This is a genomic window from Bradyrhizobium zhengyangense (assembly GCF_022012435.1).
GTDB classification, from domain to species: Bacteria; Pseudomonadota; Alphaproteobacteria; order Rhizobiales; family Xanthobacteraceae; genus Bradyrhizobium; species Bradyrhizobium zhengyangense.
The window spans coordinates 1-25,009 of record NZ_JAKLUA010000002.1; the positions used below are offsets into that span (position 1 = coordinate 1).

General features: G+C 62.7%; 26 protein-coding genes. 16 read left to right on the forward strand and 10 right to left on the reverse strand.

The annotated features are described in order from the left end of the window. Positions 1-366: 366 nt before the first annotated feature. From L6637_RS08375 to L6637_RS08385, 3 genes are all read right to left on the reverse strand, one after another. Positions 367-1,374, reverse strand: a complete 1,008-nt coding sequence (locus L6637_RS08375) for an ABC transporter substrate-binding protein (protein WP_237866533.1) — start codon at positions 1,372-1,374, stop codon at positions 367-369. A 235-nt stretch (positions 1,375-1,609) separates the two neighbouring features. Continuing rightward, positions 1,610-2,557, reverse strand: a complete 948-nt coding sequence (locus L6637_RS08380; protein WP_237866531.1) for an ABC transporter substrate-binding protein — start codon at positions 2,555-2,557, stop codon at positions 1,610-1,612. A 215-nt stretch (positions 2,558-2,772) separates the two neighbouring features. Continuing rightward, positions 2,773-3,684 (reverse strand): LysR family transcriptional regulator, encoded by a 912-nt coding sequence (locus tag L6637_RS08385; RefSeq protein ID WP_237866530.1) that lies wholly within the window; start codon positions 3,682-3,684, stop codon positions 2,773-2,775. A gap of 159 nt (positions 3,685-3,843) precedes the next feature. Here L6637_RS08385 and L6637_RS08390 point away from each other — a divergent pair, with 159 nt between their 5' ends. Both L6637_RS08390 and L6637_RS08395 read left to right on the forward strand, forming a co-directional pair. After that, a complete protein-coding gene (locus L6637_RS08390; RefSeq protein ID WP_377802771.1) occupies positions 3,844-4,821 on the forward strand; it encodes a Bug family tripartite tricarboxylate transporter substrate binding protein in 978 nt (325 codons plus the stop codon). Positions 4,822-4,836: 15 nt separating this feature from the next. Continuing rightward, a complete protein-coding gene (locus L6637_RS08395) occupies positions 4,837-5,556 on the forward strand; it encodes a dienelactone hydrolase family protein (RefSeq protein ID WP_237866526.1) in 720 nt (239 codons plus the stop codon). Positions 5,557-5,693: 137 nt separating this feature from the next. Here the strand turns inward: L6637_RS08395 and hemE are convergent, their stop codons facing one another. Continuing rightward, positions 5,694-6,728, reverse strand: coding sequence for a uroporphyrinogen decarboxylase (gene hemE, locus L6637_RS08400; RefSeq protein ID WP_237866525.1), 1,035 nt, complete (start codon positions 6,726-6,728; stop codon positions 5,694-5,696). A 111-nt stretch (positions 6,729-6,839) separates the two neighbouring features. On the opposite strand from hemE, the gene L6637_RS08405 reads away from it, so the two are divergent. Together L6637_RS08405 and L6637_RS08410 are read left to right on the forward strand one after the other, a co-directional pair. After that, positions 6,840-7,055 carry a hypothetical protein gene (locus L6637_RS08405; RefSeq protein ID WP_237866523.1) on the forward strand — a complete coding sequence of 72 codons (216 nt, stop codon included), beginning with the start codon at positions 6,840-6,842 and terminating at the stop codon, positions 7,053-7,055. Positions 7,056-7,221: 166 nt separating this feature from the next. Beyond that, positions 7,222-9,126, forward strand: a complete 1,905-nt coding sequence (locus tag L6637_RS08410) for a diguanylate cyclase (protein ID WP_237866522.1) — start codon at positions 7,222-7,224, stop codon at positions 9,124-9,126. 12 nt (positions 9,127-9,138) lie between these two features. Here the strand turns inward: L6637_RS08410 and L6637_RS08415 are convergent, their stop codons facing one another. Then, a complete protein-coding gene (locus L6637_RS08415) occupies positions 9,139-9,357 on the reverse strand; it encodes a SlyX family protein (protein ID WP_237866520.1) in 219 nt (72 codons plus the stop codon). Next, positions 9,347-10,114, reverse strand: a complete 768-nt coding sequence (gene trhO / locus L6637_RS08420) for an oxygen-dependent tRNA uridine(34) hydroxylase TrhO (RefSeq protein WP_237866537.1) — start codon at positions 10,112-10,114, stop codon at positions 9,347-9,349. The genes L6637_RS08415 and trhO overlap by 11 nt, the downstream gene beginning before the upstream one ends. Before the next feature lie 181 nt (positions 10,115-10,295). Here trhO and ggt point away from each other — a divergent pair, with 181 nt between their 5' ends. The 5 genes from ggt to L6637_RS08445 all read left to right on the forward strand — a co-directional run bounded on the left by ggt (position 10,296) and on the right by L6637_RS08445 (position 16,506). Further along, a complete protein-coding gene (ggt, locus tag L6637_RS08425; protein WP_237870064.1) occupies positions 10,296-11,882 on the forward strand; it encodes a gamma-glutamyltransferase in 1,587 nt (528 codons plus the stop codon). Positions 11,883-12,102: 220 nt separating this feature from the next. After that, a complete protein-coding gene (locus tag L6637_RS08430; RefSeq protein ID WP_377802773.1) occupies positions 12,103-12,666 on the forward strand; it encodes a (2Fe-2S)-binding protein in 564 nt (187 codons plus the stop codon). 4 nt (positions 12,667-12,670) lie between these two features. Further along, on the forward strand, positions 12,671-13,687 hold the full coding sequence (locus L6637_RS08435; protein ID WP_237866516.1) for an FAD binding domain-containing protein: 1,017 nt from the start codon (positions 12,671-12,673) through the stop codon (positions 13,685-13,687). 2 nt (positions 13,688-13,689) lie between these two features. Next, positions 13,690-15,981 (forward strand): xanthine dehydrogenase family protein molybdopterin-binding subunit, encoded by a 2,292-nt coding sequence (locus L6637_RS08440; RefSeq protein WP_237870069.1) that lies wholly within the window; start codon positions 13,690-13,692, stop codon positions 15,979-15,981. 60 nt (positions 15,982-16,041) lie between these two features. Further along, positions 16,042-16,506, forward strand: a complete 465-nt coding sequence (locus L6637_RS08445; protein ID WP_237870071.1) for an FKBP-type peptidyl-prolyl cis-trans isomerase — start codon at positions 16,042-16,044, stop codon at positions 16,504-16,506. Between the two features lie 117 nt (positions 16,507-16,623). On the opposite strand, the gene L6637_RS08450 is transcribed toward L6637_RS08445, so the two are convergent. Continuing rightward, on the reverse strand, positions 16,624-16,842 hold the full coding sequence (locus tag L6637_RS08450) for a CsbD family protein (RefSeq protein ID WP_237866509.1): 219 nt from the start codon (positions 16,840-16,842) through the stop codon (positions 16,624-16,626). A 129-nt stretch (positions 16,843-16,971) separates the two neighbouring features. Here L6637_RS08450 and L6637_RS08455 point away from each other — a divergent pair, with 129 nt between their 5' ends. The 3 genes from L6637_RS08455 (at position 16,972) to L6637_RS08465 (ending at position 18,555) form a co-directional block, all read left to right on the forward strand. After that, positions 16,972-17,487 (forward strand): cupin domain-containing protein, encoded by a 516-nt coding sequence (locus L6637_RS08455; RefSeq protein WP_028134790.1) that lies wholly within the window; start codon positions 16,972-16,974, stop codon positions 17,485-17,487. 124 nt (positions 17,488-17,611) lie between these two features. Beyond that, the gene (locus L6637_RS08460) at positions 17,612-18,040 is read left to right on the forward strand and encodes a VOC family protein (protein WP_237866508.1); all 429 of its coding nucleotides are present in this window, start codon (positions 17,612-17,614) and stop codon (positions 18,038-18,040) included. Between the two features lie 26 nt (positions 18,041-18,066). After that, positions 18,067-18,555, forward strand: a complete 489-nt coding sequence (locus L6637_RS08465; RefSeq protein WP_237870073.1) for a VOC family protein — start codon at positions 18,067-18,069, stop codon at positions 18,553-18,555. 91 nt (positions 18,556-18,646) lie between these two features. Here the strand turns inward: L6637_RS08465 and L6637_RS08470 are convergent, their stop codons facing one another. Both L6637_RS08470 and L6637_RS08475 read right to left on the reverse strand, forming a co-directional pair. Further along, positions 18,647-19,801, reverse strand: coding sequence for a hypothetical protein (locus L6637_RS08470; protein WP_237870075.1), 1,155 nt, complete (start codon positions 19,799-19,801; stop codon positions 18,647-18,649). A 2-nt stretch (positions 19,802-19,803) separates the two neighbouring features. Further along, complete coding sequence (locus tag L6637_RS08475; RefSeq protein ID WP_237866505.1) at positions 19,804-20,502, reverse strand: FecR family protein; 699 nt, start codon at positions 20,500-20,502, stop codon at positions 19,804-19,806. A 191-nt stretch (positions 20,503-20,693) separates the two neighbouring features. On the opposite strand from L6637_RS08475, the gene L6637_RS08480 reads away from it, so the two are divergent. Continuing rightward, positions 20,694-21,980 carry a phospholipid carrier-dependent glycosyltransferase gene (locus L6637_RS08480; RefSeq protein WP_237870686.1) on the forward strand — a complete coding sequence of 429 codons (1,287 nt, stop codon included), beginning with the start codon at positions 20,694-20,696 and terminating at the stop codon, positions 21,978-21,980. A gap of 63 nt (positions 21,981-22,043) precedes the next feature. Here L6637_RS08480 and L6637_RS08485 read toward each other — a convergent pair whose 3' ends face one another. Next, positions 22,044-22,685, reverse strand: coding sequence for an OmpA family protein (locus L6637_RS08485; protein ID WP_237866504.1), 642 nt, complete (start codon positions 22,683-22,685; stop codon positions 22,044-22,046). 399 nt (positions 22,686-23,084) lie between these two features. Between L6637_RS08485 and L6637_RS08490 the strand changes: the two genes are divergently transcribed. The 3 genes from L6637_RS08490 (at position 23,085) to L6637_RS08500 (ending at position 24,996) form a co-directional block, all read left to right on the forward strand. Next, positions 23,085-23,342 (forward strand): hypothetical protein, encoded by a 258-nt coding sequence (locus L6637_RS08490; RefSeq protein ID WP_237866535.1) that lies wholly within the window; start codon positions 23,085-23,087, stop codon positions 23,340-23,342. Positions 23,343-23,464: 122 nt separating this feature from the next. Further along, complete coding sequence (locus L6637_RS08495; protein ID WP_237866502.1) at positions 23,465-23,719, forward strand: hypothetical protein; 255 nt, start codon at positions 23,465-23,467, stop codon at positions 23,717-23,719. A gap of 116 nt (positions 23,720-23,835) precedes the next feature. Continuing rightward, positions 23,836-24,996: a winged helix-turn-helix domain-containing protein gene (locus tag L6637_RS08500; RefSeq protein ID WP_237866501.1), complete on the forward strand. Its 1,161-nt coding sequence runs from the start codon at positions 23,836-23,838 to the stop codon at positions 24,994-24,996. Positions 24,997-25,009 lie beyond the last annotated feature (13 nt).

Here is a 25,009-nt window from a genome sequence, read left to right on the forward strand (position 1 = left end):
ATGACCAAGACCTCCTGTGAGCGTTGCTGTTGTCCTGCTCCGATGCGCTGGCTAAATGCTGGCGGCGATCTCGCTCAACCCAGCGGCATCCATCCGTGCGCACATCGCGCATTGGTGCGCTCCGAACGCCCGCCCAAAAGCCTAATGCACTCTCCTGAACTGCCCTACGTCCGGACACGCAGGTCAAATCCTGTCGCCGTCACGTCTATCATCGAGCCCGACGCCGGCATTAAATCCCCATAGCGCTCGCTGCTTACCCGGTGCTCAACTTCCCGCGACTTCGTGCCTTGGCGCTTTTTGGACGCCGGTCAGTTCGGCGTGCGGAGCCTCTTTGTCGCCGGCGTCCAAAAACCTGCACAGAAGCGGTCATTCGATCACTTCGTCGGCCCTGGCGAGTAGTGTTGCCGGTATTGCAAGGTCCAGTGCCTTGGCGGTCTTGAGATTTATGACCAACTCGAAGCGGGTCTGCTGGTAAAATGGAATGTCTCCCGGATTGTCTCCCTGGAGAATGCGATACACAAGGTTGGCGCATCGCCGCTGAATATCCAGTAGATCGGTCGAATAAGCCAGCAGGCCGCCAAGGTCGACGAACGCTCGATAAGGATACACCGCGGGAATTCGCGCCTTGGCGGCCAGTTTCGTAATCAAGCCGAGATAGGGAAGATGCTCAGGCTCGTCCGACACGACGATTGAATCCGCTCGTTCTTGCTCCATCAACTGAAAAACCGGCCGGTATGCTGGCTCGCTGATCATCGTGAGCAGCGCGCCTGACAGCTTTATTCCGGCCTGCCGCGCGGCCTCCTGGACTGCCGCCCCCGAGCCTGACGCCCTCTTCCATAGTGACTGCGACGCAAGAAAACGCGTGTTGGAGAGTGTCGACGCAGCTTCGATCAGAAGCCCAAGACGCTTGCCCCATATTTGGATTCCGGCATCTACACTAACGCCTGTAATATTACTGCCGGATCGCGCAATGCTCGGGACAAGTCCAAGTGCAATCGGATCGGCAGATATTGCGACAATCGGTATTGTTGCCGTTGTCACTTTAAAGACAAGTGCCAAGGGACCAGACATCGCGTAGATCAGATCGGGCTGCGTAGCGACGACGTTGCGGGCAAGTTCAGCAAACCGGTCAAGTTGACCCTCTGCGGAATATCTTTCCACCGAGAGATTTTGGCTTTCCACATAGCCAAGCTGAGCCAACTCCTCGAAAAAGGCGCGGAAATATTTATTGTCGTTATTCATTGCGTTCGTCTGGGTTCCTGCGGAAACCATTGCAATCCGCTTCATCTTCGTGGGTTTTTGCGAGCGTGCAACGGCGGGCCACAAAGCCGCGCCACCGCCGACCAAGAGCTGGATGACGCCGCGCCGCCGCACACATCCCCCTATAAGCCCACCCAACGAGGACTCTTATTCTATCATTTCGCGACGTAGCGGAGAGTGGGAAATGGTAAGCAATTAGTCTCGGGGCGTGGTGCATTGGATATCCGCTTTGGGTCAAACTGAGAAGTCCGGGCGCTCAGCCGGCGGGTCGGCCTTACCCCCACTCCAGACAAATCGCTGCATCGGACTAACTGACGCGATGGGCCACTTCCGGACTCGTGCAATGCCACTATTCGATCACCTCGTTGGCGCTGATGAGCAACGTCTGCGGTAGAGTGATGCCAATTTTTTGCGCCGCTTTGGTATTAAGCGATAGGCGGAAAGCGGTCGGTTGCCGGAACGGAATTTCGGTGGGGCTTTGGCCGGATAATATCTGCGCCATCTGAGCGGCCATCTGCCGAAACGCATCAGGCAAATCGCGATAATAAGCCATCAGCCCTCCCGCCACGACGAGATCGTGAAAGGGATAGCAGGCGGGGAGACGAGTACGAGTGGCCAGATCGACGAGCGTCTTGCCGTGAGACAAGTGCTCCGGCTCGTCCGAGACCAGTAGCATGTCGATCTTGGTCCAGTCGGTTGAGGCGAAGGCAGTTTCATAGGCCGCATCGTCCAGATCGCTTCCGAGGTCTACCTGTGAAAGCGACAGCTTGGACGATTGTGCCGCCTCCCGAACCATAGAGGCTTGAGGTTGCTTCCAAGCCTGCGAAGACGAAAGATAGGCGACTCGCGAACCGTTAGGCCTTATCTCTCGAAGAAGCCCCAGACGCTTTCCATGAAGCTCTATCCCGGCGTCGACGGTCACGCCGGTTACGTTTCCTCCCGGTCGCGCGAGGCTTGCCGCAAGCCCCCAGACGACAGGGTCACCAATGATGGTGACTATTGGAATGCTCTGTGTTGCTGCCCTGAGAGCGAGGGTCATAGGACCGGCTGAGGTCAGGATTGCTTCTGGATTGGTGCTTACAACCGTTCTGGCCAACTCAGGATAGCGATCCATATCGCCGCCTCCCGAATAGCGCTCAATGACAAGATTCTGCCCTTCGGCAAATCCCAGACGCGCAAGCTCATCGAGGAAAGCCCGATTGTAAGAGTTTGTCCTGAGACTTTCAATCGAGCGGGAAGGTGCCACAACGGCGATCCGCCTCTTTCCCGGCGGCTGCGCTCTGGAGATACCAGACAACGCAACTGATCCGGCGAAACAGCCTGCGATGAATTCCCGCCGTCTCATCCACCTGCCCGACGTTGTCCCGTCCGAAAGAACATTTGATCATAGGCCGTTATGCTCGACCAGCCAAATTAGGGTGACCTCGGAGGTCCGCCTTGGGTCAAAACCGGTCCATTCCGCAATGCTTGAGGAAAGTCAGCTAAGGGTCCCACAAGCAGACATCTGGTCCGTCACTTCCGTTTCGCCATCGGCTTTGCGAGTTCACGGGCGCTGTCGATGACGAGCTGCACAACCGGGCTGACGGCGCGGTCCTTGATCGTGACCATCCCGTTCGGTCGACGGGCCGCCGGCAGTTCGATGGGCAAGACCTTGAGCGTGGCCTCCCTGGCGAGAAATTTCAGCGCCGAAGCCGGGAAAACCGTGATGAACCGCCCCGTCTCCAGCAAGCTGACCCGCATGTGGGGGGAATCGGTGACCACCGTTGCCTGGGGATACGCGAGGCCTCGGGCCAGAAAGGCTTGCGTGATGATGGAGCCGATCACGCTCTCCCGCGGCGGAAGCACCCAACGCTCCTCCGCCAGATCCGGGAGCTGGATATTGCGCCGACGCGTCCATGGATTTTTCGCGCCTGCCGCGATGACGTAGCGATCTTCAAAAAGAAACTCGAAATGCAATCGCTCGTCGGTCATCGAGCCGCTGCTCCGCACGAACAGCAGATCGACTTTGCGTTCGCTCAACTCGCGGTGCAATGTCTCGATGTAGCCGGTTACGAGCTCAAACTTGATCCGCGGATGACGCCGGGAGAGCCGGTCGACGAGCGCGGAAACGAAGCTCGCCGCCAGAAAGGCCGTGCTCCCGATCCGCACTTCTCCAGCGGTGGGGTCGGCCAGGAATTCGATGCTCTTCACGCCCCGGCGCAGTTCGTCGAAGGCGGCTGCGCCGCAATCGATCAGGGCGCGACCGCACTCGGTCGGCTCGATTCCGCGCCGGTGGCGATCCAGCAAGCGGACGCCAAACGCATGCTCCAGTTCCGCGATCGATCGCGAAACGTTGGGCTGGGTCGTGTTGAGCATGAGCGCCGCCTTGCCCATGCTGCCGGCCTGCACCACCGTCATCAGCACATGCAGGTCCTGCAGCTTCATTCGCTTTCCGATGCGATCGCTCATCTGCATGGGAGCACCCATTTCCGTCTTGAGATGACCTCATCAGACAATAGCCTTATGCGCTTATGACAGCATCAACTATCCTCGGCCGTCGACGAGAGCCCGCGCGGGTGCCGGTTCGACGGAGCAAAGCCTATGATTCCCTCCCGACGTCGATTTCTATGCTTTGCAGCGGGAGTGGCCGCACCGGCGCTGCTCTCAGGCCCGGCCTGGGCGCAGACTTATCCCGCCCGGCCGGTCCGGATCATGGTCGGCTTTGCCGCCGGCGGCCCAAACGACATTCTCGCGCGCCTGCTCGGGGAGTGGTGGTCGGAGCGGCTCGGCCAGCAATTCATCGTCGAGAACCGGCCGGGAGCAGGGAGCAATCTCGCCACCGAGGCGGTCGTGCGCGCGCCTCCCGACGGCTACACACTCCTGCTGGTCGGCTCTCCCAACGCGATCAATGCCACGCTTTATGAAAATCTCGATTTCAATTTCCTGCAGGATATCGCGCCGGTCGTCGGTCTGACCCGCGGCGCCCTGGTGATGGTCATACACCCGTCGGTTCCTGCCCATACGATTCCGGAGTTCATCGCCTATGCCAAGGCCAATCCGGGCAGGCTCTCGTATGGTTCGGGCGGCGTCGGCGGGATCACGCATATCGCCGCGGAGCTGTTCAAGCAGGCCGCCGGCGGGCTCGATCTTCAACATGTGCCCTATCGAGGCGTGGCGCCCGCAATTACGGATCTGCTCGGCGGGCAGGTGCAGGTCGTCTTTGTCAACCTGGCGCCATCGATTGGATACATCGGAAGCGGCAAGCTACGCGCACTCGGGATAACGACAGCGGCGCGATCCCAGGCGTTGCCGGATGTGCCGGCTATCGGCGAGTTCGTGCCCGGCTATGAAGCGAGTTCGGTGTTCGGCATCGGTGCGCCGAAAGGCACCCCGGCCGCGATGATCGACAGGCTCAACATGGAAGCCAATGCCGCTCTGGCCGATCCCGGTTTCAGGATGCGCCTGCGCACCCTTGATGCGACGGAACTGGGCGGTTCGCCCGCCGATTTCGGCAAGCTGATGGCCGCTGAAACCGAGAAGTGGGCCAAAGTGATCAGCCTCGCGAAGATCCGACCGGAGTAGCGCGGGAAGTCTTGCATGCATGGAAGGTTCGGAAAGGTCCGCGCGAAAGGCGGCGGCGCGTTCGATTGTTATCTGGTCGCGCCCGAGACTGAAACGGCGGTTGCTGCAATTGTGCTGGCTTGCGCCATTCACGGCGTGGATGCCGACATGATCGCTATCGCCGACGAGCTGGCGGGATACGGCTTCATCGTAGCAGTGCCGGATCTGTTCTGGCGTTCGATTGCCGGTCCGCTGTCCCGAAGCGACCCGCGCGCGGCGCAGCGCGCGCAGCCGCGCCTGGAGCAAATCAAGGTCGGCGAAGAGGATATGATCGACACCTTGAGACACCTCGGCACAATCCCTGAGTTCAATGGCCAGGCGGCGGTTATGGGATTTTGCTACGGCGGTCCGTATGCGATTCTCGGACCCAAGCGGCTTGGCTATGCTGCCGGTATCTGCTGCCACGGATCTCAGATGCTGGATTATCTTGACGAGCTTGTCGGGGTTCGCCAGCAGGTTTGTCTGATTTGGGGCGACAAGGACGACCGCGCGCCGATCGAGGTGCTGGAGGCGTATCGCGACGTAGCGATGCGCATGGAAAACGTCGACGTACACATCCTTCCCGACGTGCGCCACGGCTACATGATGCGGGGAAGTCCGTGCTTCGATCGGGCAGCATATGATTTTTCAATGAGGCGTGCCCGAGAGATTCTCAAAGGTCTGGCGTCGCCCGGTCGCTGGCAGCCTGCGAAATGACGATCGGCGGGATGATGCCATCGTACACCTGTTTTGCCCGACGCGTCAAACGATATTCGGAAAATACAAAATAGGCGCGGTGCAAAATTCTTCAATGATTTGTACTGTGCATGGGGTTGTTTCCGCGGCTTTTGTTTTCACCCCCGCACGCGTTTGATCATCTGCTCGACATGGGCGATCGGCGTCTCCGGCTGGATGCCGTGGCCGAGATTGAAGATGAAGCGCCCTTGCGCAAAGTTCGCCAGCACGTCGTCGATTGCGCGGTCGAGTGCCGCACCGCCCGTGATCAGCACCAGCGGATCGAGATTGCCCTGCACGGCGACCTTGCTCTGCACGCGCTCGCGGATGAAGGCGGGCTCGGCGGTCCAGTCCATGCTGACGGCGTTGACACCGGTGGCCTCGACATAACCAGGCAGCTGCGCGCCGGCCCCGCGGGGGAAGCCGATGATCTTCGCGTCAGGTACCTTGGCGCGGACGCCTTCGACGATGCGGCGCGTCGGCTCGGTCGACCAGCGCGCGAATTCGGCCGGCGGCAGCACGCCGGCCCAGGTGTCGAAGATCTGCAAGGCGTTGGCGCCGGCCTCGAGTTGCGCCAGCAGATAGTGGATCGAGTTCTCGACGAGGACGTCGATGATCTTCGCGAACGCCTCGGGATGCCGGTAGGCCATCATCCGCGCCGGCGCCTGGTCGGGCGTGCCGTGGCCCGCGACCATGTAGGTCGCAACCGTCCACGGCGCGCCGCAGAAGCCGATCAGCGCGATCTTCGGATCAAGCGCGGCGCGCACGATCTTGAGCGCCTCGAACACCGGATGCAGCGTGCCGAAGTCGGCCCGCGCGGCGAGCGTTGCGACCTTGGCGGGATCGTCGAGCGGCTCGAGCCGCGGACCTTCGCCGACCTCGAAGCGCACCGAGCGACCGAGCGCGTAGGGGATCACCAGAATGTCGGAGAAGATGATCGCCGCATCGAAGCCGAACCTTCGGATCGGCTGTAGCGTGACTTCGGCGGCAAGCTCCGGATTGAAGCAGAGATCGAGGAAGCCGCCCGCCTTGGCACGCACCTCGCGATATTCGGGCAGATAGCGGCCCGCCTGCCGCATCATCCACAGGGGCGGGACGGCTTGCCGCTGGCCGGAGAGCACGTCGATGAAGGGCTTTGTCGCAGACTGGGGCACGAATGGTCCTGATGCAGAGTTGAGGTTCCTGATACACCGCCGCGGGCAGAAGCGGAACAGGGGAACCAGCGCAAATGCGCCGCGTTGACCCGCCAATGGAGGAGGAATTCCATGGCCCAGACATTCGATCCCGCGCCGCATGACAAGCACGCCGAGGACTTGCGCGAAGCCCTCGCGGCCGATCGCCACGCCAAGCTCGACACCGGGTTGGAGGATACCTTCCCCGCCTCCGATCCCGTCAGCGCCGCGCAGCCGACGCCCTCGAAGGCCGATGCTGACGCCGACAATCCCTCGCTGTGGGACAAGGTCAAGGCGATCTTCAGCTAGGGACCGCCAGTTTCCGATAGGCTTGCTAAGACCTTGTTAGTGATCTGCGGAAACCCCGGTCCGTAGGAGTACGGAAAAACCCGTAGATGAATGCGAATCCCTGTCAGCGCTTCAGGGTTCAATAACAGAAGCGGCAGAGTTTCCGGCGATCGGAGATTTCTGCCGCATGAACCTCGCCTCACAGAGAGCCGGATGGAGCCGCTTGCCGTTGCGCGCGGCGGCGTTCGTCGTGCTCACCTGCGTCGCGATCCTCGGCGTCAGCGGCTGGCGTGAATGGGCCGCGCGCGATCAGGTGCTCAAGGGCGCCGAAACCGAGATGGCGAACGTCGCCCGCTCGTTGACGCAGCATGCCGAGGACAGCCTCGATCTCCTGGATTCCGGCGTCGTCGGCGTCGTCAGCCGTCTCGAGATGGATGGCGCCGATCCCGCCACGATCGGCAAGCTGCGCAACCTGCTCGAGGCGCGCAAGAAGGCGATCGACCGGGTCCATAGCCTCGCCATCATCGACGACAAGGGCAACTGGCTGACTTCGCCCGGGACGATCGCCTCGACGCTCAGCGACGACGCCTTCTTCCGTCACCACCAGCTCTCGCCCAAGCGCGAGGCCTATATTGGCCACCCCGTGAAGAGCCTCGTGGACGGCGAATGGGTCGTGACCCTGTCGCGGCGGTTCAACAAGGCGGACGGAAGCTTTGGCGGCGTGGTGCTCGCGGCCATCGGCTCTCGCTATCTATCGCACTTCTACGAGCAGTTCGAGATCGGCCGCAACAGCTCCGTGACGCTGATGTACGGCGACGGCTCGATCATCGCGCGCAATCCGAACAACGAAAAGTTCGTCGGCCGAAATGTCGGCGATACGCCGCTGTTCCGCGACGCCAGCCTGCAGCGGCCGAGCGGCGCCTATCATTTCACCTCGCCGCTGGATGGGGCCGAGCGCGTCAGCTTCTTCAAGCGCTCCGGCCGTTATCCGCTCGTGCTGCTCGCAACCGTCGACAAGGACGAATTGCTCGCGCCGTGGCGGGCTGCGGCGATCTCGCGCATGCTGTACGTGCTCGCGCTGGTGATGCTGATCGCGATCATCGGCGCCGTGTTGGTGCGGCAGTTGCAGCGCGGCCAGCGCATGGCGGCGGCCCTGATCGAGAAGGAGGCGCATTTCCGCCTGCTCGCGGAAGGCTCCAGCGACATGGTCACCCGCATCGGGCTCGACGAGCGGCTGCGCTATGTTTCGCCGTCGTCCAACCGCGTCGTCGGCTGGCGACCCAACCAGCTGATCGGCACGGAGGCGCTCGCGGGAATCCATCCGGAAGACCGCCCGCACGTCCAGGCCATCGTCGATGCCATGAAGCGTGGCGACGCGGAAGAAGCGCGCGTCACTTACCGCAACACGCATCGGCAGAAGTCCGAGGTCTGGCTGGAATCGACCATGCGCGTGACGCGCAAGGAGAACGGCAGTGTCGACGGCGTGGTCGCGATCTCGCGCGACATCACCGAGCAGAAGAATCTGGAGACAAGGCTCGAGACCCTCGCGATCGAGGACAGCCTCACCGGGCTGGCCAATCGCCGCCGCTTCGACGAGCGGCTGAAGGAGGAATGGGCGCGCGCATATCGTGATCGCTCCAGCCTTGGCCTCTTGATGATCGACGTCGATCACTTCAAGGCCTACAACGACGAATATGGCCATCCCGCGGGCGACGCCTGCCTGCGCGTGGTGGCAAAAACCATCGCGGCCGAGGTGCAACGGGTCGGCGATCTCGCAGCCCGCTACGGCGGCGAGGAATTCGCCATGTTGCTGCCGAACACCGATGCCGCCGGCTGCGCCCGGCTCGGTGAGCGGATCCGCAACGCCATCCACGATGCCGGCCTGGTTCATGCCTCCAATCCGGCAGGGCCCTGCGTCACCGTCTCGGTTGGCGGCGCGGCTTGCCGGCCTGCGGTGGAGCGGACCGCGGGCACGAGCTCGCTGGTGGAGGCCGCCGACCGCGCACTCTACGCCGCCAAGGATGCCGGCCGCGATCGCCTGATGATGTCGGGCGAGGTCGCGAACCTGCTGCGCAAGGCATCTGGCCAGTAGGCGGGCGTCAGCTCAATAATGCGGCGGGCGCTCGTTGGCGGGGCCCGGCGCATTGGTCTCGGCTTCCTGCAACCGCTCGCCGAGCTCTGTGACCTTCCGCATCAGCGCATCGACCTGCTTCCATTGCGCGGTGATGGTCTGGTTCAGCGTCTCGATGGTGTCGTCCTGATAGGCGAGGCGCATCTCCAGGGCGTCGATGCGCTCAGTGAGCGTCTTGATGTCATTCGTCACGTGCGACGTCCTTGTCCCGTTCGCGCAGACCAATTTCTTGCAGGCCGTGGCCAAGCGCGACACGCTCGTCGAACACAAAACATTCGCCACGCCAGCGGCTCTGCGCCTCTGGCACCTCTTCCAGATATTTCAGGATGCCACCCTTGAGGTGATAGACCTCGGCAAAGCCCCGCGCGAGCAGATGCGCGCTCGCCTTCTCGCAGCGGATGCCGCCGGTGCAGAACATCGCGATCTTGCGATGCTTGGCGGGATCGAGCTTTTGCGCGGCAAAGTCCTTGAACTGGCCAAAACTCTTGATGTCAGGGTCGACCGCGCCCTCGAATGTCCCCATCGCCACCTCAAAGGCGTTGCGGGTGTCGAGCACCAGCGTATCGGGCGAGGCGATCAGCGCATTCCATTCCGCAGCATCGACATAAATGCCGACCTGCCTTGTCGGATCGGCGGCTGTATCGCCAAGCGTGACGATCTCCTTCTTCAGCCGCAACTTGAGCCGGCCAAACGGCATTGCTTCGGCAGTCGAGCACTTCAGTTCGAGATTGTTCAGCCGACCGCCGAACATCGGCCCATGTGCGAGCTCATGGGCGAAGGCGTCAATCGCGTCGGGCGCCCCGGCGATGGTGCCGTTGATGCCCTCCTGTGCCAGCAGCACGCTGCCCTTGAGGGACAGGCCGGCACAGAACGCGCGCAGCGGCTCGCGCAGCTCGCGGTAGTCGGGCAGGGCGGCGAATTGGTAGAAGGCGCAGACCTTGTAAATCATGCGCCCGTTTAGCAGGCGGCCGGCGCCCAGAAAACCCGCAACGAACAGCTCTATTCCCGGCGAATGGCAGCCATTTCCCTGGTATGCCAGCATTGCCCGGACGCCCTGGAATGTGTCATGAAGGCCCGGTTTTTCCGAGACGGCGCGGCGCGCGCCCACGGTCTGAGAGAGCAAAACTTCGATGAGAAACTTCCATTTCCCCGGCAGGTCCACGGTCCACGCCACCAACGCGATGGTGGCGACCTCGCATCCGCAGGCATCCCTTGCCGCGATCGAGGTGCTGCGCGAGGGCGGCACGGCTGTGGATGCGGCGGTGGCGGGTTCTGCCCTGCTCGGCGTGATCGAGCCGCAGTCGACCGGCATCGGCGGCGATTGCTTCGCGCTGATCCAGCCGCGCGGCGAGGGCAAGATCATCGCCTATAACGGCTCCGGCCGCGCGCCGAAGGCCGCCAACGCCGACTGGTATCTCGAGCGCAAGATGACCTCGGTACCGCTGACCTCCGCGCATGCGGTGTCCATTCCCGGAGTGATCGACGCCTTCGCCACCGTGCTGCGCGACCACGGCAAGTTCGGCTTCGACCGGCTGCTCCAGCCCGCGATCAAGGCGGCGGAGGAAGGCTACGTCGTCGCGCCCCGCATCGCCTTCGACTGGAAGAACCAGTTCGAGAAGCTGAAGAACGGTACCAACACGGTGCGCTACCTGCTGCCTGGCGGCAAGCCGCCGGTCGCCGGCGACGTCATCCGCCAGGCCGAGCTCGGCAAGACGCTGCGCGCGATCGCCAAGGATGGCCGCGACGCCTTCTACAAGGGCGCGATCGCGGAGGATATGGTCGAGACCCTGCGCGGCATCGGCGGCCTGCACACGCTCGACGATTTCGCCGCCCATACCACCGAAACGACAACCCCGATCGGCACCATGTACAAGGGCTACGACGTCTGGCAGTGCCCGCCGAACGGCCCTGGCGTCACTGCGCTCTTGATGCTCAACATCCTGTCGCGCTTCGACCTGACCAAGTACGCGCCCGTGAGCGTCGAGCGCTTCCATCTCGAGGCGGAAGCTGCGCGCATCGCCTACATGAACCGCGAGATGCACGTTGCCTCTCCCGACCACATGAAGATCAACGTCGCCGAGATGCTCGAGAAGGGCTTTGCCGACGAGTTTATCAGCAAGATCCGCATGGACGGCATGTTGGACCTACCCAATGTCGCGCCGCCGATGAATCCCTCGACCATCTACATCACGGTGGTGGACAAGGACCGCAACGTCTGCTCGTTCATCAATTCGGTCGCGCATTCCTTCGGCTCGGCCATCGTTTCCAACAAGACGGGTGTGCTGTTCCAGAACCGCGCCGGCGGCTTCCGCATCCAGCCAGGCCATCCCAATTGCATCGAAGGCGGCAAGCGTCCGCTGCACACGATCATGCCGGGCCTGCTCACCAAAGGCGGCCGCTCCACGATGTCGTTTGCGGTGATGGGCGGCCAGTACCAGCCGACCGGGCAGACCCATCTGCTGACCAACATCCTCGACTATGGCTGCGACGTACAGGAGGCAATCGACATGCCGCGCGGCCTGCATTACGAGGGCCAGTATCAGCTCGAAGACAGCGTGCCCGCTGACATCGTCGAGGGCCTCAAGAAGCTCGGCCACAAGACCACCAGCGTGGTCGGCCCGCTCGGCGGCGCCCAGGCGATCTGGATCGATTGGGACAAGGGCACGCTGACCGGCGGTTCCGACCCACGCAAGGACGGCTGCGCGCTCGGCTATTGAGCGTCGCGCGAGGTTCCTCGCGACAAGATCAGGAAAAGTTGACGGAGGGCGACGCGGCATCGGCAGCGTCGCCCTTTCCCGTTCGGAACGGAGCTCATGGCCCCAAGTTGGTGGGCGGTGAGCGGCGCAGGCGTGCGCTGCTTTGTTTTCGAAGCGGCGGAGGCCGTCCATGTCCGATATCTCAAGTTCCCAATCATCTGGATTCGACAGGCGCGCCTTCATGGCAGGTGCTGCCGGCAGCGCGCTTGTTCCGCTGACCGCGCGCGCGACCGCGCAGGAGGCACGAGCGCCTGCGGTGCAGGATCCGGCGCTTCCCGTTGACGTCACGCTGCGCGTGAACGGCCAGGACAAGCGCCTGAGCCTCGATGCACGTACCACGGTGCTCGACGCGCTTCGCGAACATCTCAAGCTTACCGGCAGCAAGAAAGGTTGCGACCACGGCCAGTGCGGTGCCTGCACGGTGCTGATCGGCGATCGCCGCGTGGTGTCGTGCCTGACGCTCGCGCTGGCCGCTGAAGGACAGGAGATCACGACCGTCGAAGGCCTTGCCACCAACGACCGTCTGCACCCGATGCAGCAGGCCTTCGTTGATAATGACGCGTTCCAATGCGGCTATTGCACACCGGGCCAGATCATGTCTGCGATTGCCTGCGTCAAGGAGGGACATGCGGGCACCGATGCCGACATCCGCGAATACATGAGCGGAAATATCTGCCGCTGTGCCGCCTATCCCAACATCGTCGCTGCGGTGAAGCAGGCCGCGCCCGAGATCGTGAAAGGCTAGGCGCATGCGACCATTTTCCTACCAGAGGGCCACAGACCCTGACATGGCCGTGCAGGCGCTAAGCGCCGCTGCGGCCGCCAGCAAGCCGTTAACGCAGGCCTCAGCCCAGCCGCTCGCCGGCGGCACCACGCTGATCGATCTGATGAAGCTCGACGTGATGCGGCCCACCGCGATCATCGACATCAATCCGCTCGCGCAAGGCTGGTCGGCGATCGAGCCTGGCAGCGAGAACCTGCGGCTCGGCGCGCTCGCAAAGATGTCCGATGTCGCGGAGCATGGCGAGATCCTGCGAAACTATCCGGTCATCGTTAATTCCCTGAAGCTCGCGGCCAGCGCCCAGCTGCGCAACATGGCGACACTCGGCGGCAACGTGATGCAGCGGACGCGTTGCAGCTATTTTCGCGACGTCTCCTATGAGAATTGCAACAAGCGCAATCCCGGCTCCGGCTGCGCGGCCATGGACGGCGTCAACCGCATGCATGCGGTGCTCGGCATCTCCGATCAGTGCATCGCGACCTACCCCGGCGATTTCGCCCAGGCGCTGATCGCGCTGGATGCCACGGTCGAGGTTACCGGCAGATCCGGGACTCGCAGCATGCCGTTTGCGGAGCTGCACAAGGCGCCGGGTAATTCGCCCGAGATCGAGACTACGCTTCAGCCCGGCGAGCTGATCTCGGCCTTTCTTATTCCCGGCCGCTGGCCGCGCTCGGTTTACCTGAAGGCGCGCGACCGACAGTCCTATGAGTTCGCGCTATCCTCGGCCGCCGTTGCGCTGGACGTGCAGGACGGGACGATCCGGGACGCGCGGGTGGCGCTCGGCGGCGTCGCTACCGTGCCGTGGCGCGCCCGCGAGGCGGAGGCGCAGCTCAAGGGGCAAAAATTCGATGACGGTCTGGCGCAGCGCGCCGCCGATGCTGCATTCGCTGACGCCAGGGGACGCCAGCACAACGGCTTCAAAATTGCGCTCGGCAAGCGCGTGGTGATGCGCGCGCTGCAACAGGCCGTAATGATGGAGATATGACCATGACCGCTGCCGCTCCCGAGCCGAAAGCGAATATGGGCAAGCCGGTACCGCGCTATGATGCGGTTGCAAAAGTCACGGGGCGGGCGACCTACGGGTCCGACATGCCGCTGGACAATCCGGCCTATGCGTTCCTCGTCACCAGCGCGATTGCCAAGGGCCGCATCAACAGTTTCGACCTTGAAGATGCCAAGCGTGTCCGCGGTGTGATCGACATCGTCACGCACGAGAACGCGCCAAAACTGAAGGAGTCAAAACTCTTCAGCAATGGCGGCTATGCCGGAACCACGATTCAGCCGTTAAAATCGGCCGACATCGCCCATGACGGCGAGATCATCGCGGTGGTTATAGCCGAGAGCTACGAGGCTGCGCGCGAGGCCGCCAATCGCGTCAAGGTCAACTACTCAGCCGTAACCCCGAGTGCGAGCTTCGACTCGCAGGGAACGACGAAAGCTGCGGCGAAAGGCCAGAACGCGCAATTCAAGGAAGACCCGAAGGTCGGCGACTTTGCCAAGGCGTTCGACGAGGCCGAGGTCCAGCTCACCGCGTCCTACGAGACGCCGACGCAGCACCACAATCCGATGGAGCTGTTTTCGACGAGCTGTGCCTGGATGGGCGACACTCTCGTCATCTATGAACCCAGCCAATATGTCTACGGCTTGAAGAACGGCGTCGCCGAACAGCTCGGCATTGATGCCGACAAGGTGCGGGTGGTCAATCCCTATGTCGGCGGCGGCTTTGGCTCGCGCGGTTCGATGACACCGAGAACTGCGATCATTGCCGGCATCGCGAAGCGGCTGAACCGGCCGATCAAGCTGGTCCCGACCCGCGACCAAGGCTTTACCATTGCCACCTATCGCGCCGAGACCCGCCACGAGATCAAGCTCGGCGCGAGCCGGGACGGCAAGCTGGTCGCGCTCAGACATGAAGGCGCGGAGGTCTCCTCGCGCGCCGACCCCTATTGCGTCGGCGGCACCAAGACCACGACGCGGCTCTATGCCTGCCCGAATGTCGACAGTCTCGTGTCGATCGTGCGCGCCGACCGCAACACGCCCGGCTTCATGCGCTCGCCGCCGGAGGTGCCCTATCTGTTTGCACTGGAGAGCGCGATGGATGAGCTGGCTGTGAAGCTGAACATGGATCCGGTCGAGCTCCGCCGCATCAACGACACGACCAATGAGCCGATCGGCGGCAAACCCTACACATCGCGCTCGCTGATGGCGTGTTTCGATGAAGCCGCAAAGGCTTTCGGCTGGGCGCAGCGCTCAGCGGCGCCGAAATCGATGTCCGATGGTGATTGGCTGATCGGCTACGGCTGCGCGGCCACTTGCTATCCGACGCAGATGGCTCCCGCGGCAGCGCGCGTTCGCCTGCAGCGCGACGGCCGTACCCGCGTCGAGATCGCCGGCCACGAGATCGGCACGGGCGCCTATACGATCCTTGCGCAGACGGCCGCCGAGCGGCTTGGCGTGCCGCTGGAGAAGGTCGCGGTCTTCATTGGCGACAGCGACCTGCCGCCGGGCCCCGTTGCAGGCGGATCGAATTCGACGGCCAGCACCTGCTCCGCTGTGATGATGGTGTGTGACCAGGTTCGTCAGCGGCTGTTCAAGGCGCTGATGCCGAACGAGAGCCTCGCGGACAAGGCCAAGGAAACGGTCGGCATGGGGCAGACCCCATCGACAGAGGCGGCCAGGAGCGATCGCCCGCTCGATCTGGAGAAAGCGTTCGACGCTCTCGGTGCCGGCGTGGTCGAGGAATATGGTGAGTGGAAGCCGGAAGGCGCGCCGCTGGATTCCTTCAAGGCGATGCACAGCGGGCACGCGCGGCTCGTCGGCGGTGCGGCCATGAAGGACAAGATTGCCTATGCCTTTGGCGCCGAATTCGTCGAGGTCAGAGTCAACCGCTTCACGCACGAGATCCGCGCGCCCCGCCTGGTCGGAGCGTTTGCGGCTGGCCGCATCATGAATCCGCGCACGGCCCGCAGTCAGCTGATGGGCGGCCTGATCTGGGGCATGTCCTCGGCGCTGCTCGAAGCCACCGAGATCGACGAGCGCACCGCACGTTACGTCAACGACAACTTTGCCGACTATCTCGTGCCCGTGAATGCAGATGTCCCCGGCGTCGAGGTGATCTTGCTCTCCGAACAGGATGATCACATCAACCCGGCCGGCGCAAAGGGGCTCGGCGAACTCGCCAATGTCGGCACCAATGCGGCGATCTGCAATGCCATCTATCACGCCACCGGCCAGCGTATCCGCAAGCTCCCTGTGCGGCTGGAAAATATCGAAGTTTAAGGGGTGGAAACGGCATCGGCCTTGCGCTAGACACCTCCCGCCTCAAACGGAAGGTGCCTTATGCAGCGTTTCCAGCGCGTGCTCCTCGCCATCATGTCGGCATTCGCGATCACGTCGATCGGCGCTGTGTCGACATTCGTTTCAACCACGGCCTCGGCCCAGACCGCAGGAAAGACCATGACCACAGCTTCAGGATTGCAGATCACCGATAGCGTCGTCGGCACCGGCGCCTTGCCGAAGCCCGGCCAGATTTGCGTGATGCACTATACCGGCTGGCTCTATGAAAACGGCCAGAAGGGCAAGAAATTCGACTCGTCCGTCGATCGTAACGAGCCCTTCGAATTCCCGATCGGCAAGGGCCGCGTCATCGCCGGCTGGGATGAGGGTGTTGCCACGATGAAGGTCGGCGGCAAGCGCACGCTGATCATCCCGCCACAGCTCGGCTATGGCGCGCGCGGCGCCGGCGGCGTCATCCCGCCGAACGCGACGCTGATGTTCGATGTGGAATTGCTCGGCGTGAAATAACGGCGCAGCCGTCCCGGGTTCGCATCGCGCCCCGGAATGACTTGCTAAACAAAAAGACCGGCCTAAACAAAAAGACCGGCCTTTCGGCCGGTCTTTTCGCTTTCAGTCCAACGCAGTTTACTCGGTGGTGCGACGGGCCGCCGCAGCGGCGCGATCGATCGCTTCCTTTGCTGCATCCTTGGCATCGCCCATGGCCTTCTGGCCCTTGCCCTTGACTTCCTGGACCGCGCCTTCTCCCTGAAGACGCTCGGAACCGGTGGCTTCGCCGATGCCCTGCTTCGCCTTGCCAATGACTTCGTTGGCGTTGCCCTTGATCTTGTCGCTGGTGCTACCCATGAAACTCTCTCCTTCCAGATTGCTCGCAATGACAACGCTGGGCAGCTATGAGAGTTCCGATTTTTGTATGGCTTGATAGGCCGGCTTTGGTTAGTTTCGCGCGCACAGAACCAGCAGAAAGCAAGATCAATGACCGGCCATGACCACAGCCACTCTCACCATGACCACGATCACCACGATGATCGCTGGAAACATGACGGCGTGCGCGTCATTCCCGGCAATCAACTCGATACCAACGTGCCGTCGACCGCCGGCATGGACCGTGCGGCCGCGATCAATTTCGCCCGCGTCGGTGCGCAGAAATTGTGGGCCGGCACCGTCAGCATCAAGCCCGACGCCAAGACCGGCGCGCATCACCACGGCCATCTCGAGAGCGTCATTTACGTGGTGAAGGGCAAGGCGCGGATGCGCTGGGGCGAGAGCCTGCAGTTCACCGCCGAGGCCGGCCCCGGCGATTTCATCTTTGTGCCGCCCTACGTGCCGCATCAGGAGATCAACGCCAGCCCCGACGAGGTGCTGGAATGCGTGCTGGTGCGCAGCGATGGCGAGGCGGTTGCGATCAATCTCGACATCGAACCGGTCGAGAAGCCCGAGACCGTGCTGTGGATCGACCCCGTGCATCGGGATCCGAACGAGAAGAAGTAACATCGAGGACCACACGGGTTCGGTACGACCAGACCCCGCAGGCACGGTCTAAAAAATATCCGGAAGCGCTGTCGGATGGCCGCCCAGCCATCCGTCCTTGGGCAGAACCCCCAAGGAGCTTCCGATGCCCAGGATGATTTTTCTCAATCTGCCGGTGACCGACCTCAAGCGTGCGACCGCCTTTTACGAGGCGATCGGAGCGACCAGGAACCCGCAATTCAGCGATGACACGGCTAGCTGCATGGTCTTTTCCGAGACCATCTACGTCATGCTGACGACCCACGATAAATTCCGTCATTTCACGCCGAAGCCGATCGCGGATGCGAAGACCTCGAACCAGGCGCTGTTCTGCCTGTCCGCCGAGAGCCGTAACGAGGTCGACGATATCGTCGGTAGAGCCAAGGCTGCTGGCGGCGTGGCCGATCCAAGCCCTGTCGACGAATACGACTTCATGTATGGCCGCAGCTTTGAGGATCCGGATGGCCATATGTGGGGCGTGAACTGGCTGGACATGGCAGCCGTCCCCGCGAAGCCCGCCATGGCGAACGCCTGATCGAAGCCTGAAGAGGAGCAGTCGCAATGTCCAAGCTCGTGCCCTGCATGTGGTTCAACGGCGATGCCGTGGAGGCCGCCAAGTTCTACGTCTCGCTCGTTCCGAATTCGGAGATCACGCACGTTCAGCACAACGTTTCGGACGGCCCATCCGGCAAGGAGGGCTCGGTGCTGGTCGTCGAGTTCACGGTGGCCGGGCAGCCGCTGGTCGCGCTCAACGGCGGCATGAAGATGGAATACACGCACGCGATCTCGCTGATGATCCATTGCGACGACCAGGCTGAGGTCGACAGCGTCTGGAATGCGTTCCTCGCTCATGGCGCCAAGGAAGAGCAGTGCGGCTGGCTCAGGGATCGCTGGGGCGTGGCCTGGCAGGTGGTGCCGAAGGTGATGTTCGAGTACCTGTCGAGCCCTGACAAGGCTGCCGCCGCCCGCGCTTGGCAAGCCATGATGAAGATGGTGAAGCTGGACGTGGAGGTCCTGCGGCGAGCGTTCGAGGGCAAGTCTGCGGCGTGACGGCCAGTGCCGTTCCTACACGACAAGTGTCATCGCCCGCGAAGCCGGGCATGACAGCGGAGGTTTGGGCTGCTCGCGCGAACCGCGCCAGCTAATAATTGATCCGCAGCCCTACGCCGCCATGGATCGTATTGCCCACCGGCTGCGGGCCCAATGTGCCGTTGGCGAAGAGATCCACGACCCAGCCCTTCTGCACACGGAAGCCGAGGCGGCCGCCATATTCGAACCAGCCCTGGTTGCCCATCGTCGGCACCACCATGCCGTCGCCGGTCACTGTGGCGACGATGCCGCTATGGCTGGCGAACGACTGCACCCAGCCGCCGTTGATGTTGGTCTCGATATTGCCGGCGAAGAGATGGGTCCACTGGCCGCCGATCTTGACCAGGCTGGTGCGGTCGGTGCCTGTTGCAATGGTGGCGTCGAACGGATTGAACGCGACCGTGTTGTCGGCATAGCCGGACACGCGCTGCCAGAGCTGCCAGACCTCGATGGAGGCTGCGACCTCGTCGCGCGATGACAGGCGACTGATCCAGCCGGCGCGGCCAAAGACCGCATAATTGGAGGCGTCCGTTGAACTCGTCACGCTCACCGGACCCAGGCTGGTATTGTAACTGCGGGTGTAGCGCGCTTTCTCCCACGGCGTCAGGATCGTGCCGACGTCGAAGAACGGACGCGACGAGCCCCAATCGGTGAAGTCATAACGCAGCGCAAAGGCGCCGATCGGTGCGCTGGTGATGTGATAGCCGCCCTCGCTGTATTGCGTGTAGGCGATGCCGGCAAGCAGCGACAGGTTGGGCGTCAGTTCCTTGCGGCCGTGGATGCCGGCCGAGAACGAGCCGGCCGAGCCGAACGCGCTGATGCAGTCGCTGCAATTGACCTGCTCGTTGACGCCAAGCAGCACCGTGCCGAGCACGCGGTTGGTGATCATCTGATTGAAGCGCTGGTTGGCGAGTCCGTTGACCGAGTTGCCGCTGGAATCGGAGCCGGTCGGCGTTGGGGTCGGCGACGGAGCCTGGCTCGGCGACGGAGATGGGCTTGGTGACGGAGACGGTCTCGGGGAGGGCGATGCGCCTGGCGTCGGGGACGGCGAATATGTCGGTGACGGGGAGGGGGTCGGACTGCCGCACTCGGATTCGCAGAAGGTCGCGGCTGTCGCTGGACGGGCGTTGAGCGCGAACAGCGTGAGCGCGGCGGCGGCGCCGAGTGTATAGGCCAGGACGAGGCGTTTGAAGCCGGGCTTTGCCATCGTCAGCGCCCGCACAGCATGCCATCGTCATGGACGGCGGGTGTGGTCGGCGACGCATCGGCATATTGGTTGACGGTGCACAGCCCGGCATTGGCGGCGCAGTTGGCTGCGAACGTCCAGGGCGGCGAGTTGGTCTTGGTGATCGTGACTTTGCCGCCGGTCGAGGTGATGATCGCGGTGTCGCCCGGCTGGGTGAGCTGAATGCACTGGAAGCTCAGCGTGCAGACGCTTGCCGCTCCCTCTTGAAGGACGACGACCGAGCGGCCGCGTTGCGAGAGGATGTCGAGGATCGTGCCGCGAACGCCGATGGTCGCGAGCGGCGTCGTGATCTTGTAGGCGGTCTTCTCCGAATGTCCGGTGACGAAGCGGAATGCGCCGGTCGCCATTCGGATGGCGACGTCGCGATAGCTGTGCTCGTCGTTGAAGACGGTGCGGTCGAGCTTCAGCGTCGCACTCGGCCCCAGCGACAGGTTGGTGCTGTCGGCCATGACAAAGCGCGCCGCGCTGTCCGCACCGGTGCGCACGGTTTCATCGCGCAGCATGCTATCGCCGACATTGATCGGCGTCGTGCTCGCGGCCACACGCACCACTTCGTTCTGGACGAGGACGGCTTCGCCGACGCGCGTCTGGGCCTGCACAGAAGGCGCAGCGCAAAGTGCAGCCGACAGCAGTGTTGGGAAAAGCAGAAAACGCAAATTCATATCGTAACCGATCGAGGTCCCTGATCGTACTGGATCGCGCGCGCTTGTGTTGTGGCAGAATTATCACAGGCCGCGCGAGACGAGCGTTAGCTTAGTGACAGTTGCGGCAGAATGCGTTCAATGGATCGCCTGAGTTATTTTTTATTCGCGGTGACGCAGATTTGCCACGCAAAATAGCCCTATCGCAGTCGCTGGAAGCATATCCAGTTCCTGGATTGTCGCGAAGCGCAGTGATCGCTGTCGCGATCTTCCTAGCCGCGCATTTCGCGCTGCTGATCGGGCTGACGACGCCGGACAAGTTCGTGTTCGACGAGGTTCATTACGTGCCGGCAGCGCGGCAGATGCTGGGCTTCACTGCGCCACAGCCGATGCTCAATCCGATGCATCCGCCGCTTGCGAAAGAGCTGATCGCGGCATCGATCGCGGCATTCGGCGACAACGCGCTCGGCTGGCGCTATCCGGCGACCTTGTTCGGCGCGCTCGCCGTTGTCGCGATCTATCTCTGCGGGCTCGCACTGTTCGGGTCGCAAGGACCCGCGATTGCGACGGCGCTGATCGCGGCCTTCAACCAGATGCTCTATGTGCAGGCGCGCATCGCGATGCTCGACATCTTTGCGCTGGGTATTGGCTTGCTCGCCATCGCTGCCTTCATGCACGGCTTTCGACGAGAGCGTCCGCAGGCGCTGTTCGCGATCGCAGGGGCGTTGTTCGGTTTTGCAGCTGCCTGCAAATGGAGCGGCTTGTTTCCGCTCGCTGTCTGCATCGCGATCGTTGCGGTGATCCGCCTGATGCAGGGCTGGCATACTCTGTTTGGCGATGCGAGGCCAACCGATTGGTACCGCCCTGACCTCTGGCCCACATTCAGGGCGCATCATGCCGCACTGTGCTTTGCGCTGTTGCCGGCCGTGACGTATTTCGCCGCCTTCGTTCCGCTCTACGGCCTGTCGCTATCCGATCTGATCGAGGCGCAGCGCCGGATCTTCGCCGACAACACCACCACTGCGATCGCCGGCCACACCTATATGAGCTCCTGGCCGTCCTGGCCGTTGCTGGCGCGCCCGGTGTGGTTCCTATTCGACAAGACCGCGGACGACAACATTGCAGCGATCGTCTTCCTCGGCAATCCGCTGGTCGCCTGGCCGGCGTTGCTCGCGCTTGCCGTTGTGTTGCGCGACTTCGTCGTCGCGCGCCGTTGGGATGCGTTCCTGATCGCGGCGTTCTATTTCGGCTGCTGGCTCGCCTGGGCTTTGCTCCCACGCACGCTGGGCTTCATCTACTACTATCTGCCGGCTGCAACGGTTGCGTCGCTTGCCCTGGTCTATGCGCTGCGCCGAGAGGGGCTGCCGCGCTGGCTGCTGTGGGCCTATGTGGGCATGGTCGCGATCGGCTTCGCGGTGATGCTGCCGATCTCGGCGGCCTTCATCGGCACATCGATGCAGACGTTCAACCACCTGATGCTGTTTCAGAGCTGGATCTGACGACAGAAAACCGCCTGCCACACGCGGCAGGCGGTTTGTCGGCTGTTGCGATCGTTTCTCAGATCATTTGGACGCGGTCTTGGTGTCCATGTTCACGACCTGAACGCGGCGGTTGATCGGGTCGGCGCCGTTGGCGGCGTCCTTCAGCTTGGTCTTGCCATAGCCGACGGTGACCAGGTCGCTGCCGTTGAGACCGTAGTTCTGCACCAGGTACTTCTTGATGGTGTCGGCGCGACGCTCCGAGAGGCCCTGATTGTACTCCTCGGTGCCGATCGCATCGGTGTGGCCGGCGACCACGAAGGTCGAGCCCTTCAGCGACGGGTCGGACAGCGCCTTGCCGAGAGCTTGCACCGACGGCACAGACGTTTTGGCAATGTCGGCCGAGTTATAGTCGAACTGGATCTCCAGATCGATGTTCGGCTTGGTCGACGCGAGCTCGGCGATCTGGTCACGTTCGCCCATCGAGAGCGAACGGGTCTGCCGGTTGCGCACGGTGTTCAGGAAGGTCGCTTCCTTGGCCTGCGCCGTCGGATCGGCCTGCGGACCGACGGAGAGGCCGCGGGTGATCGGCTTCGGCTTCAACGCATCCAGGATCTGGCTGGACGAGACGTTGTTGTCGCCGGCGAAAGCCAGGCCCGCGGTCAGCGACAGCGCGGCCGTGAGCGTGATCGCCTTCAGTCCAAAAAACCTATCGAAATGGGTCATTGTCGTATCCTCGCTGTGACGCCTGATGGCGATTTGATGCTGCGAGCATAGGGAAGGTTCAAAGGCTTCGATGTGATCTTCGTCACATTCGTGGGCGGGGGCTTCCGGGCTAAGCTGGCTCTCTTAATAAGCTGGCTCTCTTAAGGAGCCTGAGCTGCGCTTCCGCCCCGACCTAGGGGGACTGAGGCAGAGCATTGCTGAAACCCGTGTACACCGGTCGTCGCAAAGCGGTCGCGGCATGGTCCGCCCGCGGACAAGCTTTCGGCCAGATGCGCGCCTAGCAAGCAACGTCACTCGACAATCGTAGATGAGGGAGCCGAGTTCCGTCCAGTGCCGAGGCCGAGTGACTACCAGTTCTATCGTAATGGCCGGCCGGATCGGACCGTGTTTCTCAGCGCCATGCCGATCTATATCGGTGCGGCGATGATCGCGGTGGCGATCCTGCTCTCGACGCTGATCACTGGGTTGGCCTCTCGCTATATCGGCCTCGAAGCTCCGACAGACGAGACGATGTGGCTGGTCGATCGCCTGACCGGCAGCGTCTATCGCTGTCAGGCGGAGGGGCGAGGCAGAGCCTCCTGCGAGCCCGACATCGCCACCGGCAGCCTCAGCGACCGGCCCAACGACCGGGTCAAGGCGCCCAAGGACGGTCGCTAATGTCGGCCTGCTTTGCGTTGCAGCAAGAAAATTGTCTTCTCCACGAAACGTTCTCACGAGAGAATACGTATTTGCGAATGCCGGCATGACGCCGGTTTCGTTTTACTTGAGGAGACTTTTCGATGAGGACCTTGCTCACCGCCGCAGCCTTTGTCGCGTTCGCTCTCTCCGTTTCGCCCGCCTCCGCCGCGATGATGGCGTGCACCGGCGAAAACATGATGAAATCGACGGCCGCGATGACCGGCACCGCCGACACGCCCGCCAAGATGGCCATGAACAAGGAAATGGCCATGGCCAACACGGACATGAGCATGGGCAAGATGAAGGGCGCCTGCATGCATTACATGAAGGCGCAGAAGGCGATGATGATGAAGTAGGCCTCGCCCCCCACCATCAAGCCGCGCTGTCAGCAGATGGCAGCGCGGCTTTCGTATGCCGGGTTGTTTTTCCTGTTCTTTCTCTTGGTGCGAATCCCGCTACATTGCCTCTCGCAATGCCCCGCGCACCAAAACCCCTTCTGATACCGACGACACAGGCCCGGCAGATCTGGCTGAGGGCCCAGCGGCTCGACACGCGCGCACCGTTCGGCGAGGGCGCCCAGGCCGTCACGGACGCGGTCGCCCATCTTGGCTATGTGCAGATCGACACCATCAACGTGATCGAGCGCTGCCATCACCATATCCTGTTCAGCCGCATTCCGTCCTATCGCCGCGCCGATCTGCGTCAGGCGCAGAGCGTCGACAAAAGCGTGTTCGAATACTGGACCCATGCGCTGTCCTACGTTCCGTCGAACGATTTTCGCTTCTTCCTGCCGGCGATGCGCGAGCACAAGCGCGAGGGGCACAATTGGTATGCCTCGGTGACGCTGGCTGACACCCGCAAGGTGATGCGGCTGTTGCGCGCGGGTGCGCTGACCATCCGCGACATCGAGGACGACGTGCTCATCGAGAAGGAGCATCTCTGGCAGAGCCGAAAACCCTCGAAGCGGGCGCTTCAGCTGGCCTTCTATACCGGCGTCGCGACCATCAGCGCGCGCCAGGGCATGCTGAAGACCTATGATCTGATGACGCGTCATTTCGGCTGGGACAAATTGCCGAAGCCGGCTTCAGCGAAGGAGATCACGGCCTATCTGCTCGATCGTGCGCTGCGCTCGCAAGGCGTCGTCAGCCTCGATTCGATCTGCCATCTCGATGCGCCGAGCAAGAAGGCGGTCGCAAGCCTGGTCGCCTCGCGCGTCCGCCGCGGCGAGCTCGTGCCGGTCGCGATCGAAGGCGCCGGCAAGCAGGAGCATTGGACCGCACCAGCGACGCTCGAGCCTGCCGAAATATCGTCCGACCTCGTCCACATCCTCTCGCCATTCGATCCGCTGATCATCCAGCGCAAGCGCACCAATCTCATCTTCGGCTACAATCATTTGTTCGAGGCCTATGTGCCGAAGGCCAAGCGCAAGCTCGGCTATTTCGCGCTGCCCGTGCTGGTCGGCGACGAGATCGTCGCCGCGCTCGATCTCAAGACCGACCGGCAGGCGAAGAAGGTGCTGATGCAGAAATGGACTTGGGTCGGGCAGGGCAAGAAGACGGCGGGGCGCAAGGAGCTGAAGCGGAAGATCGAGGAAGAGCTGGATCGCTTCGAGCGGTTTCAGCTTGATGAGTGAGTTGCGAGACCGC